The following is a 15,066-nucleotide window of genomic DNA, read 5'->3' as shown; positions in this document are numbered from 1 at the left end:
CGGGTATCATTACTTATAGTAACACAGATTTTTACTTTTTTCAAATTTTGATTTGGCCGCCGCGTCCGCTTTTTCTTCGCGTTCTCAATAAATTTTTTATTTTCCGGTTTTTTTGCTTTCCATATTGGTAAACTTGTGGTATATTTAACCCTATAGGACCATTTGCGGGCAGTGCCGTCTGGAATTCCGGCGGTTTTGCGCGCCGGCGCGGGAACTGTATGGTTGACAGGCCGCCGGCAGATAAGATATAATATTCCGCAAAGGGTCTTTTGTTTAGATTCGAAGGGGGGTCTTTTCATGCTTAGAACCTATCAGCCAAAAAAACTGCACAGGAAAAAGGAACACGGATTCCGCAAGCGCATGTCCACGTCGGACGGACGCAAGGTTCTTTCCCGCCGCAGAGCAAAGGGCAGGGCAAAACTGAGTTATTGAGTACTGGACGGACAGGCCCGAAACACGGCGGAAGCCGCGGCATGTTTCCCGTCGGGAGAGGGCCACTCTTTGTGGCCTTTCTTTATTCAACAGAAAAACCGGTATGTCTTGGGTTTGATAAATGGAAGAATTTATATCGATGAATCAGAACAGGGATTTTCAAAGGGCTTATTCCAGAGGAAAGTCCTTTGTCGGCCCGGCGCTTGTCACCTATGTGCTGAAAAACCGGAAAAGCGCTTTGCGCGTGGGAATCACGACAAGCAAAAAAACCGGGAACGCGGTGCACAGGAACCGGTCCCGCAGGGTGATCCGGGAAGCGTTTCGCACGCTGCCGGGGGAGATCCGCCCGGGATTCGACCTGGTCTTTGTCGCGAGGGCGAAAACGCCCGCGATGAAAAGCACGGATCTGAGCCGCGTGATGGAGCGGCAGTTGAAAAGCGCGGGAGTGCTCAAATGAAGTCAGTCCTGGTTCTGCTGATCCGGTTTTACCAGAAGGCCATATCCCCTTATAAAAAACCGTGCTGTAAATACTACCCGACCTGTTCCAATTATGCGGTCGAGGCGATCGAGCGGTTCGGCGCTTTCAGAGGTTTTTTTCTCGCGCTTTACCGCGTTCTGCGATGCAATCCGTTTTCCCGCGGGGGGTATGACCCCGTTCCGGACCATTTGTTTTTCCACGGCTCCGCCGACCGCGGCGCTTCAAAAGAGAAAAAAGGGTAACTTCGAATCAAGCGGCCCGCGCCCCACTTCAGTACGCCGGCTTTTTGACTCCGGCGACCATCCGGCGGTTTTCCGCCGGACAGAGGAGAATATTCTGTATGTACGATTTCTTTAACTTTTTCGGTAGCGCTCTCGGCTACCTGCTCTGGTTTTTTTACGAACTGGTCAAAAATTACGGGGTTTCCATCATCCTGTTTACAGTTGTAACCAAGGTCATCCTGTTTCCTTTTTCCGTCAAACAGCAGATTTCCATGGCGGCGAACAGCAAAATAGCGGTCAAGCAGAAGGAACTGCAGAAAAAATACGCGAAGGACAGGGAAAAGCTCCAGATTGAAACGCAGAAGCTGTATGAAAAAGAAGGCGTGAACCCGGCGAGCGGATGCCTGACAATGGTGATTCCTCTTCTGATCATGATGGGCCTTTATTACACGGTGCTCTACCCGCTCATCAACGCGCTCCACGTTTCCGGGACCGCGGCGAACGCCGCGTCGGACATGCTTAAACTGATTCCGGGCCTCGGACAGACGATTGATACGCGCTACGCCCAGATTGAAATCGTCAAACATTTTGCGGATCTCAAACCGTACCTGACCATGTTCAGCGCGGACGAGCTTGCGAGAATCCAATCGTTCAGCCACGGGTTCAGCTTTCTTGGGCTTAATCTGCTGGATACGCCGAGCGACGCCTCAAACATTTTCGGGACGCTGTTCAGGACCAACCTGTGGACGATACCGGTTCTGTGCCTGGTATCCTCCATTGTTACGCAGTATTTTACCATGAAGCTCCAGCCTGGGATGCAACAGCAGCAGCAGGGCTGCATGAAATATATGTTTTATTTCTTCCCGCTTTTCACGGCGTGGATTGCCTGCACGATGCCTGCCGCGGTGGGATTTTACTGGATCATTTCCACAATTACCGGGTTTTTGCAGACCGTCATTCTGAATATCTGGTACAGCCCGGCGGATCTGGGCGCAAAGGCGGAAGCGAGGCGCATTGCCCTGCTTGAACAGGAAGAGCAAAACAGGAAGCCTGTCGCGGCGGCGGCGGTAAGCCGGCCGGAAGGGAAAGACCGGCAGGCAAAGGCCGGAAAGCCGCGGAAATAGACGCAGGAACAGGGGTCGATTTCTGGGAGGGATTACCGAATGAAAGAAGCGATTGGAACCGGCGAAACCGTGGAACTCGCAAGGGAAGCTGCATGCAGGCAGCTGGGCGTGGAATCCTATGAGGCGGAGTTTGAGATCCTTGAGATGCCGATGAAAAAGACGTTTGGGCTGTTCGGCGGAAGTCCGGCGAAGGTGAGGGTTTACGTCGAGGACGACCCCGCGCAGATTGCCGCCGATTACCTGCGGCGCGTTCTGAAAAATATGGGATTAAGAACCGTTCAGATCGAGATCAGCAGGGAGGAAAGCGGGGCGGTGCTTTGCTTGGACGGCAGCGACATCGGCTATGTGATCGGCCACCGCGGAGAGACTCTCGACGCGCTTCAGTATCTGACGGGACTGGTTGCAAACCACGCCGGAAACACTTATTACCGGATCAGCCTTGACATTGGAAATTACAGGGACAAGCGGAAGCAGACGCTGGAAAACCTGGGCCGAAAAATGGCGGAGAAATCCCTTCGGATCGGGCGGAATGTCTCCCTGGAGCCGATGAATCCATACGAACGCAGGATTATTCATACGGCGGTTCAGACCGTTGAGGGGGCAAAGTCCTGGTCGGAAGGCGAGGACGTTGCCCGGCATGTGGTGATCGGCCCGACCGCCGGAGAGCGCCCGGCGTCCCGCCGGAGCGGTTACAACCGCCGGGGCGGGCCGAGGAACAAGCAGCCGTATCGTTCCGGTCCCAGGGAAACGCCGCCGGCGGGCGGACGGACGCCAAACAGGGAGGAGCGCCAGGCCCCGGCGCAGCGGTCGGCGGCGGCTCCCCTGTACGGGAAGATCGAACCGAAAAAGTAAACAGCGGACGGGAGGGCGGTTCCTTTGGAATTGTCCTCTTTTTTTGAGGGATTTTTTATGGATCAGAAAAAATACAATGAGTCCGGCGCGACCATTGCGGCGATTTCCACATCCCAGGCGCCGGGGGGAATCGGGATCGTGCGGATCTCCGGGCCGCGGGCGCGCGAAATCGCGGACCGGGTTTTTGTTCCCCTGCACAAAAAAAGCCTGAACGAAATCGGGGGCTATTGTGCCCTTTACGGAAAAGTCCATGACGCGGACGGCGACATCGACGAGGCCGTCGCCTTGAATTTCCGCGCGCCGAGGAGTTTTACCGGGGAGGATGTGGTGGAACTTTCCTGCCATGGAGGGCTGGCGATCCTGCGCCGGCTCCTCCGCGCGGTGTTCCAGACGGGCGCGGTTCCGGCCGGACCCGGCGAATTCACACGGCGCGCGTTTCTCAACGGTAAGATCGGACTGACTGAGGCGGAATCCGTCATGCAGCTGGTTTCCGCGCAGGGCGAACAGGCGGCAAAGGCGGCGCTCGCGGGGCACGGCGGCGCGTTGGAGCGCCGTATCCGGAGCATCCGGGAAAAGCTGCTTGGAGCCGCCGCCCATCTTTCCGCATGGGCCGATTATCCGGAAGACGACATTCCCCAGGTGACGGAGGAAGAACTCACGTCTTCCCTCGGCGGCGTGAAAACGGAGCTGGAATCACTGCTGCGCGGGTTCGACGCGGGGCGCGCTCTGCGCGAAGGGGTCGATACGGTGATCGCGGGGCGCCCGAACACGGGAAAATCTACGCTGATGAACCTGCTCGCCGGCTGTGAACGGTCGATCGTCACCGATTTCGCGGGCACGACGCGCGATATTGTGGAGGACACGGTGCTGCTCGGAGGGATTCCTCTCCGGCTTGCGGATACCGCGGGGCTGCGCGATACCGCCGATCCGATCGAAAAAGCCGGGGTTGGACGCGCGCGGGACCGGCTCCGCGCCGCCCGTCTGATCCTCGCGGTGTTCGACGCTTCTCAGGAACTGGAGGAAGAAGACCGGATGCTGATCCGGGAAATCGGCCAGGCGCCCTGCATCGCGGTGCTTAACAAGATCGATCTGCCGATGAAAATTGACAAAGAGTTTATTGAATCAAAAATTCAACAGATTGTATCTCTTTCGGCTAAAACCGGGGAGGGGTTGTCCCAGCTGGAAGACGCGGTCGCGGAGCTTCTGGGGACAAAGGAGCTGGACCCGGCGGACGGGATGCTGTACACGGAGCGGCAGCGCGATGCGGCGGAACGCTCCATGCGGAGCGTGGACGAGGCGTTGGACGCGCTGAAAAGCGGGATGACGTTCGACGCGGTGACGGTTTCGGTGGAGGATGCGGTTTCCGCGCTTCTGGAATTGACCGGCGAGCGGGCGACCGTCGCGGTCGTGGATTCCGTGTTTTCCCAGTTCTGCGTCGGCAAATAGCGGCGTGTCACCGCTGCCAACGGTTCGCCGTTTACAAAACAGTAAAAGGCCGGCTGAGACGGGCGGGACGGAGATTGGAATCTCCCGAAGGCTAAAGTCGGGAACGCCATAGGTGTGAAAGACATTATGTGTCCGCCTTAGGAGCGGACCATCCGGTCGGGACGGCTCGCCGTTCAGCAGGCTGAGCCTGCACACGCGCCCCGCCATTGATCGCGGTAAAAATTGAAAGCGTCATTTGGCGGGAGCGGCGTATCGCCGCTGCCAATGGCCCGCCGTTTACAAAACAGTAAAGGGTGGGCTGAGACAGGCGGGACAGAGGTCGGAAACTCCCGAAAGCTAACTTTGGGAACGCCGTAACGTCCTCAAAGTTTTCCCCGCTTTTCATGTAAAGAGTGAAAAACTTTCCGGCAACCACTTTTCATTGACGACGGGGACTCGGAAATTGAAGCCACAGAGTATTTTATAGGAATAATTCAACAAATTGTTGATAAAAATCGGGAGCGGAGCGCCATTCGGGCTGGACGCTCCGCTCCCTTTTTTGCCGGCGGAATCTCTCTCACTGCGCCGGGTATGGGCTGGACTTTCCGCGTTCATACTTCTTTCACATACATTCGGAATTCCGCCGGCGGGCACAGCGTGACGCTGTATCAACGGCCCACCGGACGCAAAGCGCTTTCGCGCCTGCGGCGGCCACGACCCAAAGCATACCCGGATTCCATGCGTCACTCGCACGGGTCACGCTCTGTCATGGCTTGCCGAACGTCCGGCGGACGGTTTCGGGAACCTCTCAGGCCATTCGACCCTTTCGCGCCTGCGGCGCCTCGGCTCGGGGAAAGCTGTTCGCCAGCTTTTCCCCGCAACGCTTTGGAAACCGGGGTTTTGAAAACGGCGTAATGTGCCGTCGGGAGTTTCCTGCCTCCGTCCCACCCATTCCAGCCGCTTTTTCACTGCTTGCTGAATGGTGGGCCGCAGAAAGCGGCGTCACGCCGCCCCGCAAGGCAACAAAAAGCGCCGGTACGGAATTTGTCATTCCATACACCGGCGCGCGCGCATGATACAGGAGGAAAAAGAAGTGTTTATCCTTCCTTCCCCTGTACAAAGACAGAAAAAGGAAGTATAATAAGTCCTGCAATGCGCGGTGAATTCCGTGGTATATGGAGGTCTGTTCTCCGTATGCAGGAGGCGGGTGGTTACGACACCTTGCCTCTGCATTGCACCTTTTATTTACCTTGCGACTCTATTATAATCCTTAATTTACCAAAATTCAACAGGTAATATTCGATTTGATATTATTTCGGTTTTTGAGTGCTTGGCGCCCGGAGCCTCTTAACCCAAAATTTCTTCTATTCATTTTTTCTATGTCCTCAGGCCGGATTCCTGTGGGCCTATGGCCCGGTTCCCCTTAACCGATCATTTCTTCTTATTTTCTTCTTTGCGCTCAGGCCGCGCGGGCCCCGCCTTTCTGATATAGCAGAAAGGCGGCAAAGACTATGCAGGGGGACTTCAACTTCCCGTCGGGAGGGGCACCTAAACGTCCCCCTGCACCCCGGCACCTGTCATGAAGCAACAACGAATTCTTACGCAAGTGCTTCCCATTGAACGATTCCCAATCTTACGCCGTATGTAAAAAGGTAACTTTTTGAAGAATTTCAGCTTTTAGGTAAATACTTTGTGGCTTTAATTTTTCAGCCCCCGTCGTCAATGAAAAGCAGATGCTGGAAGAACAGAAAAAACTTCTTGACGGCTCCCGGGGGGTTCAGGGGGGATTTTCTCCGGAACTCTCCCTACGGGAGTTGAAAATCCCCTCGTGCGAACTTTGCCTCCTTTCGTTCAAGACCGAAAGGAGGGGCCTGCGCGGCCCGAGCGCAAAGAAGAAAACAAGAAGAAATGACCGGTTAAGGGGCACCGGGCCACAGGCCAGAAAAAACAGGCCTGCGCGGCCCGAGCGCAAAGAAGAAAATAAGAAGAAATAACAGGTTAAGAGTCACCGGGCCACAGGCCAGAAAAAACAGGCCCGCGCGGCCCGAGCGCAAAGAAGAAAATAAGAAGAAATGACCGGTTAAAGGGCACCGGGCCACAGGCCAGAAAAAACAGGCCCGCGCGGCCTGAGCGCAGAAGAGAAAATCAGAAGAAATAAAAGGTTAAGGGGCACCGGGCCTCAGGCCCGAAAAAACAGACTCGCGCGGCCGGAGGACAGAAAAAGAAAATAGAAGAAATAATAGATTAAGGATCGCCGGGCCCTGGGCCCGCAAAAGATCAGCCCGCGCGGCCTGAGCGCGAAAGACGCTGTGCGTCCGGCCTGAGCGCAAAGACCTTCCATTGACAAAATGCAGAAATCATGCGATTCTCTGAATTTAAAATATCAACAATTTGGAATATATAGACCAAAGTAATACTGGAGGGAATATTTTGACATACGATGCGGGAACATACGACGTGGCGGTGATCGGCGCGGGGCACGCGGGGATCGAGGCGGGCCTTGCCTCCGCGCGCCTCGGGTGCAGCACGCTCGTTTTTACCATCAATCTGGATGCGGTCGGCAACTGCCCGTGCAACCCCTCGATCGGAGGGACGGCGAAAGGCCACCTGGTTCGCGAGATCGACGCGCTCGGCGGAGAAATGGGGCGCACGACCGACGAATGTTTTCTCCAGAGCCGTATGCTCAACCGCGGCAAAGGCCCCGCCGTCCACTCGCTGCGCGCGCAGATCGACCGCCGCGAATACAGCAAGATCATGAAGCACAAGCTGGAGCTGCAGCCAAACCTGTTCTTGAAGCAGGCGGAGGTCACCGCGCTCTTCCGGATGGAAAGCGGCGCGTGGCTGGTCGAAACCAGAATGGGCGCGGTCTATTCCGTCAAGGCGGTTATCGTTGCGACCGGAACTTATCTGACCGGAAAGATCTATATCGGCGAACAGTCCTGGGACGGCGGCCCGGATGGGATGTTCCCTGCGGCGTTCCTCGGCGCGTCGCTGGAAAAGCTCGGGATCCGCCTTCGCCGCTTCAAGACCGGGACGCCGGCGCGGGTGCTGAAATCGAGCATCGACTTTACGAATCTGGAAGTACAGGAGGGGGACGAGCCGGTCGTGCCGTTCTCCTACGATACGGAGACGCCCGGAAAGAACCGCGAAGTCTGCTATATCTCCTGGACCAACGCGGAAACGAAGAAGATCATCCTGGACAACCTCGACCGTTCCCCGCTGTTCAGCGGAAAGATCGAAGGGGTCGGGCCGCGCTACTGCCCGAGCATCGAATCAAAAATCGTCCGGTTCGCCGACCACGAGCGGCATCAGCTTTTTATCGAGCCGTGCGGGCTGGATACGGAGGAGATGTATCTTCAGGGAATGAGCTCCTCCCTGCCGGAAGACGTGCAGACCGCCTTTTACAAGACGATCCCCGGGCTTGAACATGTGCAGATCATGCGGACGGCCTACGCGATCGAATACGACTGCGCCGACCCGCTTCAAATGGGCGCGACGCTGGAATTCCGCGATTTTCCGGGCCTGTACGGCGCGGGGCAGTTCAACGGCAGCTCCGGTTACGAAGAGGCCGCCGCGCAGGGGCTGGTCGCCGGAATCAACGCCGCGCTAAAAATTCAGGGCAGGGAACCGATGGTCCTCGACCGGGCCGGTTCTTACATTGGCACGCTGATCGACGATCTGATTACAAAGGGGACCTTGGAGCCATATCGTATGATGACCTCGCGCAGCGAATACCGCCTGGTGCTGCGGCAGGACAACGCCGACGCGCGGCTGACCCCCATCGGGCGAAAGATCGGCTTGATCGGCGACCGCCGCTGGGCGCGTTTCCAGAAGAAGCAGGAGCAGGTTTCCGGTGAACTGGAACGGGTGAAAAATACAGTCCTGCCGCCGTCGGAGGCACTGAACGAGCTGCTTGTTTCACATGGAACATCGCCGGTTTCGACGGGTATCCGGCTTTCGGAGCTGATCCGAAGGCCGCAGCTCGATTATGGAAAGCTGAGTGCGGTCGATCCGGATCGGCCGCGTCTTCCGGCGTCGGTGTTTGAGGCGGTGGAGATCGAACTGAAATACGAGGGGTATATCCGCAGGCAGAAGGCGCAGATCAACGAGATGCGGCGGCTGGAAAGCCGCGCTTTGCCGGAGAATGTCGATTACGGCGCAATCGCCGGCCTTCGGACGGAAGCGCAGGAAAAGCTGCAATCCGTCCGCCCCGAAAGCGTCGGGCAGGCGTCTCGCATTTCGGGCGTCAGCCCCGCAGACATCAGCGTATTGCTGATCTGGCTGGCCCGGCGCGGGGAGGGAGCGTTGTGAAACAGATCGGGGAGTGGCTGATCTCTTCGGCGGCGGAATACGGGATTCCGGTCTCGCCGGTACAGGCGGAACAATTTCAGACTTATCTGGAGCTGCTGGCCGAGTGGAATCAGAAAATGAATCTGACGGCCTTAAAAGAGCCGGAGGAGATCGCGGAAAAGCATTTTCTCGACAGCATCCTGATTCTGAAATACCTGAAAATCCCGCAGGGGGCGAAGCTGATCGACGTCGGCACCGGGGCGGGATTTCCCGGCGTGCCGCTGAAAATCCTGAGGCCGGACCTGAAGCTGACCCTGATGGACGGGCTGAACAAGCGCCTGATTTTTCTGGAAGAGCTTCTTCGGACTCTTTCTCTGAAAGCGGAGCTCGTTCACCTGCGCGCGGAAGAAGGCGGGCGAAAGCCGGAATACCGGGAACGGTTCGATCTCGCGACGGCGCGGGCCGTCGCGCGGCTTCCGGTCCTGTGCGAGTACTGCCTCCCGTTTCTGAAAACGGAAGGATTGTTTGCCGCGATGAAGGGACCGGAGGTAAAGGCGGAATTGGGAAGCGCGGAGAAAGCGATTTCGCTGCTGGGGTGCGAAACGGTTTCCGCGGTGGAATACACACTGCCCGGCGGGGACGGGCGCAGCCTGGTGACGATTCGCCGAAAAACTCCGACGCCCGCCGTATACCCGCGTCACGGATCGAAAATCGCAAAATTGCCGCTCTGAAAAATTTTCCACCGGATCTGCGGATTCGGTGGAAAATTTTTTAAAAGCGGATTTGAAGAGTACGCCGTGAGCTTGTTCTTTTCCGTGATCTTCTTCGCGCTGGATGACCTGCCTTCCGCGCCGGCAAAGGTGGTTTTCAACAGCCTTTGTTTTTTTGGTTGAAAGCCGGGAGCTTTTTAAATACTTGGAATTTTGCCTTTCCGATGCGGTTTTTCGGCAATCGGCGCCGCGAAATAGAAAAGGAAAAAGAAGTTTTCAACAGAAAGAGGCGGGGCCTGTTAAAAATTTAAAAAGATCCCAAGAATTCAGTTGGAAACGATATCCATGATAAAATTGGAAAAGCCGGGTAAAGTATGGAAAGAAAAATATATTTGGAAAGGGACAAATTTTTACAAAATCCGTTATGGCGGCGTGTTATGCTTGTACCAAGGACAAGCGAAGGAGGCGGCGGCGTTGCTTTTCAGAGATAAAAGCAAGGTGGTTGAAATCAGCCTTGATCTGATACGGCCAAACCCCGCGCAGCCTCGGCGGACGTTCCGGGAGGACGAACTGCTCGGCCTGTCCCGGAGCATCCGGGAAAACGGGCTGCTGCAGCCGCTGCTCGTCCGGAAGATGGAAAACGGCTACGAACTGATCGCGGGGGAGCGAAGGCTTCGGGCCTGCCGAATGGCGGGTTTGAAAACGGCGTCCTGCCTGATCAGCAGCTGCACGCCGGATCAAAGCGCCGTTATGGCGATGACGGAAAACATTCAGCGCAGCAATCTTGAGCTTTTTGAAGAAGCCGAGGGAATCCGCAGACTGATTGAACGCTGGAACATCACGCAGGAAGAGGCGGCCGCGCGTTTGGGGAAAAGCCAGTCCTCCATCGCAAACAAACTTCGTTTGCTGCGGCTTACGGAAACGGAACGGCAGCAGATTGTTTCGGCGGGGTTGAGCGAACGGCATGCCCGCGCCCTGCTTCGTCTGGAGAATCCAATGCAGCGCGGAGAGGCGCTGGAAACAGTGATCGAGAAAGGATACAATGTCCGCCAGACGGAGGAATATATAGAAAAGCTGCTTTGCGGCGATAAAAACAGCAATCAGAAAAAGACGCCCGTCATTAAGGACGTACGGATTTTTCTCAACACGATTTCCCATGCGATTGCAACCATGAAGCAGAGCGGAATTAGCGCGCAGACCCTCCAGAGCGAAACGGAGGACTACATCGAATGCGTCGTCAGGATTCCGAAATCCCAGGCCTATGCGGGGGGCAGAAAACCCGCCTGAATTCAGAGTATAAGTTTTTACTCCTATTTCCCTATATCATTTCCCGCAGAACGGGCCGGACGAAAGTCCGGCCCGTTCTGTTATCCGCGTTTTTTCAAGCGGCGGCCCCGCAGCCGAAAACCGCTTCCTGAGATTCGGCCGGGCCTGAATTTGTTCCGCACCGCGTTGGCCCGAACAGCACCCCCCGCCGTTCCGCAGGCGGGCCCGAAAGGAATATATGATGCTGCGGTTTGGGATAAAAAGAAATTGTTTCACATGAAACACGGCAGGAAATCCAGGCCGCATGCCGCTTTTCAGAAGAAATACGCCGCGGAAAGGGCAAGGATTCCCGGAAAAATTTCTTTATCTTCCCAAAGAGTCGTGCTATAATAATACCAAACTTCCCGCGTCCGGCGGGAATCGGGTACCCTGCGGGATGCAAAAAGCCCGCAGGAAGGGGGAAATGCTTTGGGCAAGATCATTGCGGTTGCCAACCAAAAGGGAGGAGTCGGCAAAACGACCACGGCGGTCAATCTTTCGGCCGCGTTTGGCCTGAGAGGAAAAAATACGCTCCTGGTCGACGCGGATCCGCAGGGAAATTCCTCCAGCGGAGTCGGGATCGACCGCAGAAACCGCAAAAATACCGTATATGAGGTGCTGATCGGCGGAGAAACCGCGCAGGATGTGGTCCTGAAGACGGAGTTCGAGCACCTGGATCTTCTGCCTTCCAGCATGGACCTCGCGGGGGCGGAGATCGAACTGGTCGATCTGGAGCACAGGGAATCCCGCCTGAAAAACGCGCTGGCCCCTGTTCGCGAATCCTACGATTATATCCTGATCGACTGCCCGCCGTCGCTCGGGATGATCACGACAAACGCCCTGACCGCGGCGGATACGCTGCTTGTTCCGATTCAGTGCGAGTATTATGCGCTGGAAGGCCTGACGCAGCTGATGAACACGGTGCGGCGCGTAAAAAGGCAGTACAACAGCCGCCTGGAGATCGAGGGCGTTCTGCTCACCATGTTCGACGGGAGGCTCAACCTCACTCAGCAGGTGGTGGAAGAGGTGAAAAAATATTTTCCCCGCCGTGTGTTCGGCACGGTGATTCCGCGTGCGGTGCGCCTTTCGGAGGCGCCGAGCTACGGCAAGCCGATCCAGTATTTCGACCGTTCGTCAAAGGGAGCGGTTTGCTACAATGCTCTGGCGGAGGAAATGGAAGGCGGCGCGCGCTGAAAATGGAGAGAGGCCGGGCCTGTGAAAAGAGGCGCGGCAAAGAAGGGAAGGGCAGGCGGTAAAATGGCAGGAAAAAAGGGCGGCCTGGGGAAGGGCCTCGACGCGATCTTCGCGGAAAACGACGTGGAAGGCGGCCGTACGGCCGTGCTTCTGCATCTGGATGAAATAGAGCCGAACCGCGGCCAGCCGAGGCGGGACTTTGACGAGCAGTCCCTGCAGGAACTGGCGGAATCGATCCGGCAGCACGGCGTGCTGCAGCCGCTGCTGGTCAGGCCGATTTTCAGCGGCGGCTATCAGATCGTGGCGGGGGAGCGCCGGTGGCGCGCCGCGCGCATCGCGGAACTGAAGGAAGTCCCGGCCGTCGTGAGGGAAATGAGCGACAGCGAGGTCATGCAGCTTGCGCTGATCGAAAATCTCCAGCGGGAGGATCTGAATCCACTGGAGGAGGCGCAGGGATTCCAGTCGCTGATCGACACCTACGGCATGACGCAGGAGGAAGTGGCCGGCACGGTCGGAAAATCCAGGCCCGCCGTGGCGAACGCGCTGCGGCTGCTGAACCTTCCGGAAGAGATCCGCGCGATGGTGCAAAAAGGGGTCCTCTCCGCGGGGCACGCCCGTGCGCTGCTGAGTTTTCCGAGCGGCAGGCTGATGCTGGAGGCTGCGAGAGCCGCGGCGGACGGGGCTTCCGTAAGGGAGATCGAAAAGATGGCGCAAAGGGCGAACAGACGCCCGAACGTGAAAAAGGTTTCGCCCCGCGTGAAGTTTTACGAGGAGACGGAACTCGCTCTGCGCGAAAATCTGGGCAGAAAAGTACATGTGACCGGAACCGCAAAGAAGGGCCTGCTTCAGATCGAATTTTACGGGCAGGACGACTTGGCCGAGTTAATCCGGAAGATTCATGACAATACTATAGAATAAGAAAGCAGAATATAAAAACCAAAGGAGCAACCGATATGATTGACATCAAACTGATTCGCAGCAATCCCGATTTTGTCAAGGCCGGGGCAAAGAAAAGGGAATACGACGCGGATCAAATCGTCGACGATATTCTGAAAATCGACAGCCGCCGCCGCGAGGTAACGGGCCGCGTGGAAACCATGCGCGCGGAACAGAATTCAGCCTCCAAGCAGATTCCTCAGATCAAAAAGCAGGGCGGGGACGCTTCCGAACTGATGGCGAAAATGAAGTCTCTTTCCGGCGAGATCAAAAACTGTGAGACTCAATTGAACGAAATCGAGGAAAAGCAAAAGGAGCTTCTGCTCAGCCTGCCGAATCTTCCGGATGAGGACGTGGTCGCGGGAGGCAAGGAGAACAACAAGCCGCTGCGCTATTTCAAAGAGCAGCCGAAGTTCGATTTTGAACCGAAGAACCATGTGGACCTCTGCGAGAGCCTGCACCTTGTCGATTATCAGCGCGGAGCCAAGCTCTCCGGCGCAGGTTCGTGGATCTACACCGGAATGGGCGCGCGGCTGGAATGGGCGCTCATCAATTTCTTTATCAATGAACACGTCCGCGACGGTTACCAGTTCATGCTTCTGCCGCACATGCTGAAGTATGAATGCGGATATGTCGCCGGCCAGTTCCCGAAATTTGTGGACGAGGACTACTGGATTCAGAATCCGACGACAAATGATAAAAAATTTCTGCTGCCCACCGCGGAAACCGCGCTGGTCAATCTCCATAGGGACGAAGTCCTGGACGAAGACGAGCTACCGAAAAAGTATATCGGCTATACACCCTGCTACCGCAGGGAAGCGGGAAGCTACCGTTCGGAAGAGCGCGGTATGATCCGCGGACACCAGTTCAATAAGGTTGAAATGGTCCAGTACACGAGACCGGAGGATTCGGACAAGGCGTTTGAAGAGCTGGTGCACAAGGCGGAGAACCTCGTGCAGGAGTTGGGGCTCCATTACCGCCTGAGCAAGCTTGCGGCGGGCGACTGTTCGTTCTCAATGGCGCGCACCTACGACATCGAGGTCTGGATCCCCTCCATGGGAATTTACAAGGAGGTCAGCTCGGCTTCCAACGCACGCGAGTATCAAGCAAGAAGAGGGAATGTCAAATATCGCGGAGCGGACAAAAAGCTGCATTACGTTCACACGCTGAACGCGTCCGGTCTTGCCACCAGCCGGCTGTTCCCCGCCATTGTGGAGCAGTATCAGAATGCGGACGGCAGCGTTACGGTGCCGGAAGTGCTGAGAAATTATCTGGGAACGGATGTCATCCGGCCATGAGGGAGGACCTGACTGCCGAGTATGTGCGCCGCCTGACCGTCCCGGTTTATGATGTCGGCCCGGATAACCGGATGAAGCTCGGCGCGGTTCTGCGGCACGTGCACGAGACCAGCGAGCAGCATGTGGACCTGCTGCATATCGGATATGAAGAATTTCTGGAAAAGACCGGGCTGGTGTTTTTTCTGGTATGCAACCGGGTGAAAATTTTCCGCCTGCCGTCCCATCGGGAAAAAATCGAAGTGCGCACCCATCCGCGGGGGCGCGGCGGCGTACGGTTTTACCGCGACTTTAAATTTTATGACGAAAGCGGCGCGCTTTTGATCGACGCGATGCAGGTGACGGTGCTGGCCGACGCGGCCACGCACCAGCTCCGGCGTCCGCAGGCGTTTATTGATCTTCACGTTTTCCGCGATGTGCCGGTTGATCCGGAGGAAAAAATGGTCCGCGCCATAACGCCGGACGATCTTCCGCTGGTCGGCGAGCGCCCCGTTTACCGTTCGGATCTGGACTCCAACGGACACATGAACAACGCCGTCTACGCCGATATTGTCGACGACTTCTTACCGGATGCGGCCGGGGACGCGGTGAGCGGCCTGCAGATTGATTATCTGGGCGAGATGTCGCCGGGAGACCGGCTTCGTCTGTTTGCGCGGCGTCAGGGCGGAGAGGCGCTGGTGCGCGGCGAGAATTCGGCCGGCCTGAGCTTTGAAGCGCGCATTTTGTTCAAATAGTCCGTTTGATCGTTTGAAAGAAATATCCTTACGTATAAAAGATATTATTTTCGGTAACATATTGACAAAT

13 protein-coding genes are annotated in these 15,066 nt (G+C 56.5%); all 13 read left to right on the top strand.

Annotated elements, in window-relative coordinates; translation table 11 throughout:
- Positions 1-297: 297 nt before the first annotated feature.
- The 13 genes from rpmH (at position 298) to VA597_RS17635 (ending at position 14,996) form a co-directional block, all read left to right on the top strand.
- Positions 298-432 carry a 50S ribosomal protein L34 gene (gene rpmH, locus VA597_RS17695; RefSeq protein WP_128744180.1) on the top strand — a complete coding sequence of 45 codons (135 nt, stop codon included), beginning with the start codon at positions 298-300 and terminating at the stop codon, positions 430-432.
- Positions 433-553: 121 nt separating this feature from the next.
- Positions 554-889 (top strand): ribonuclease P protein component, encoded by a 336-nt coding sequence (gene rnpA / locus VA597_RS17690; protein WP_128744179.1) that lies wholly within the window; start codon positions 554-556, stop codon positions 887-889.
- The gene (gene yidD, locus VA597_RS17685) at positions 886-1,152 is read left to right on the top strand and encodes a membrane protein insertion efficiency factor YidD (RefSeq protein WP_128744178.1); all 267 of its coding nucleotides are present in this window, start codon (positions 886-888) and stop codon (positions 1,150-1,152) included. Before rnpA ends, yidD begins: the two co-directional genes overlap by 4 nt.
- Positions 1,153-1,250: 98 nt before the next feature.
- Positions 1,251-2,255: a YidC/Oxa1 family membrane protein insertase gene (locus tag VA597_RS17680; RefSeq protein ID WP_128744177.1), complete on the top strand. Its 1,005-nt coding sequence runs from the start codon at positions 1,251-1,253 to the stop codon at positions 2,253-2,255.
- Between the two features lie 39 nt (positions 2,256-2,294).
- Complete coding sequence (gene jag, locus VA597_RS17675) at positions 2,295-3,107, top strand: RNA-binding cell elongation regulator Jag/EloR (RefSeq protein ID WP_128744176.1); 813 nt, start codon at positions 2,295-2,297, stop codon at positions 3,105-3,107.
- 57 nt (positions 3,108-3,164) lie between these two features.
- Positions 3,165-4,553, top strand: coding sequence for a tRNA uridine-5-carboxymethylaminomethyl(34) synthesis GTPase MnmE (gene mnmE, locus VA597_RS17670; RefSeq protein ID WP_128744175.1), 1,389 nt, complete (start codon positions 3,165-3,167; stop codon positions 4,551-4,553).
- Between the two features lie 2,409 nt (positions 4,554-6,962).
- The gene (gene mnmG / locus VA597_RS17665; protein WP_326974918.1) at positions 6,963-8,843 is read left to right on the top strand and encodes a tRNA uridine-5-carboxymethylaminomethyl(34) synthesis enzyme MnmG; all 1,881 of its coding nucleotides are present in this window, start codon (positions 6,963-6,965) and stop codon (positions 8,841-8,843) included.
- Entirely contained in the window at positions 8,840-9,553 is a 714-nt protein-coding gene (rsmG, locus tag VA597_RS17660; protein WP_128744173.1) for a 16S rRNA (guanine(527)-N(7))-methyltransferase RsmG, read from the top strand. Before mnmG ends, rsmG begins: the two co-directional genes overlap by 4 nt.
- Before the next feature lie 453 nt (positions 9,554-10,006).
- Positions 10,007-10,819 (top strand): ParB/RepB/Spo0J family partition protein, encoded by an 813-nt coding sequence (locus VA597_RS17655; RefSeq protein ID WP_243112562.1) that lies wholly within the window; start codon positions 10,007-10,009, stop codon positions 10,817-10,819.
- A gap of 447 nt (positions 10,820-11,266) precedes the next feature.
- Positions 11,267-12,031 carry a ParA family protein gene (locus tag VA597_RS17650; protein WP_128744171.1) on the top strand — a complete coding sequence of 255 codons (765 nt, stop codon included), beginning with the start codon at positions 11,267-11,269 and terminating at the stop codon, positions 12,029-12,031.
- A 63-nt stretch (positions 12,032-12,094) separates the two neighbouring features.
- Positions 12,095-12,949: a ParB/RepB/Spo0J family partition protein gene (locus VA597_RS17645; RefSeq protein ID WP_128744170.1), complete on the top strand. Its 855-nt coding sequence runs from the start codon at positions 12,095-12,097 to the stop codon at positions 12,947-12,949.
- A gap of 35 nt (positions 12,950-12,984) precedes the next feature.
- Positions 12,985-14,265 (top strand): serine--tRNA ligase, encoded by a 1,281-nt coding sequence (serS, locus tag VA597_RS17640; protein ID WP_128744169.1) that lies wholly within the window; start codon positions 12,985-12,987, stop codon positions 14,263-14,265.
- The gene (locus VA597_RS17635; RefSeq protein WP_128744168.1) at positions 14,262-14,996 is read left to right on the top strand and encodes an acyl-[acyl-carrier-protein] thioesterase; all 735 of its coding nucleotides are present in this window, start codon (positions 14,262-14,264) and stop codon (positions 14,994-14,996) included. The genes serS and VA597_RS17635 overlap by 4 nt, the downstream gene beginning before the upstream one ends.
- The last annotated feature ends 70 nt before the right edge of the window (positions 14,997-15,066 follow it).

The sequence above is a fragment of the Caproicibacter sp. BJN0012 genome (assembly GCF_035986805.1).
Taxonomy (GTDB): Bacteria; Bacillota; Clostridia; order Oscillospirales; family Acutalibacteraceae; genus Caproicibacter.
The sequence above is the reverse complement of the archived record's forward strand: the minus strand, read 5'-3'. Positions and strand labels throughout refer to the sequence as shown.

Excerpts from the sequence above, each read along its gene's own strand:
- rpmH (WP_128744180.1), top strand. The coding sequence starts at position 298 with ATGCTTAGAACCTATCAGCCAAAAAAACTGCACAGGAAAAAGGAACAC.
- rnpA (WP_128744179.1), top strand. The coding sequence starts at position 554 with ATGGAAGAATTTATATCGATGAATCAGAACAGGGATTTTCAAAGGGCT.
- yidD (WP_128744178.1), top strand. The coding sequence starts at position 886 with ATGAAGTCAGTCCTGGTTCTGCTGATCCGGTTTTACCAGAAGGCCATA.
- VA597_RS17680 (WP_128744177.1), top strand. The coding sequence starts at position 1,251 with ATGTACGATTTCTTTAACTTTTTCGGTAGCGCTCTCGGCTACCTGCTC.
- jag (WP_128744176.1), top strand. The coding sequence starts at position 2,295 with ATGAAAGAAGCGATTGGAACCGGCGAAACCGTGGAACTCGCAAGGGAA.
- mnmE (WP_128744175.1), top strand. The coding sequence starts at position 3,165 with ATGGATCAGAAAAAATACAATGAGTCCGGCGCGACCATTGCGGCGATT.
- VA597_RS17645 (WP_128744170.1), top strand. The coding sequence starts at position 12,095 with ATGGCAGGAAAAAAGGGCGGCCTGGGGAAGGGCCTCGACGCGATCTTC.
- serS (WP_128744169.1), top strand. The coding sequence starts at position 12,985 with ATGATTGACATCAAACTGATTCGCAGCAATCCCGATTTTGTCAAGGCC.
- VA597_RS17635 (WP_128744168.1), top strand. The coding sequence starts at position 14,262 with ATGAGGGAGGACCTGACTGCCGAGTATGTGCGCCGCCTGACCGTCCCG.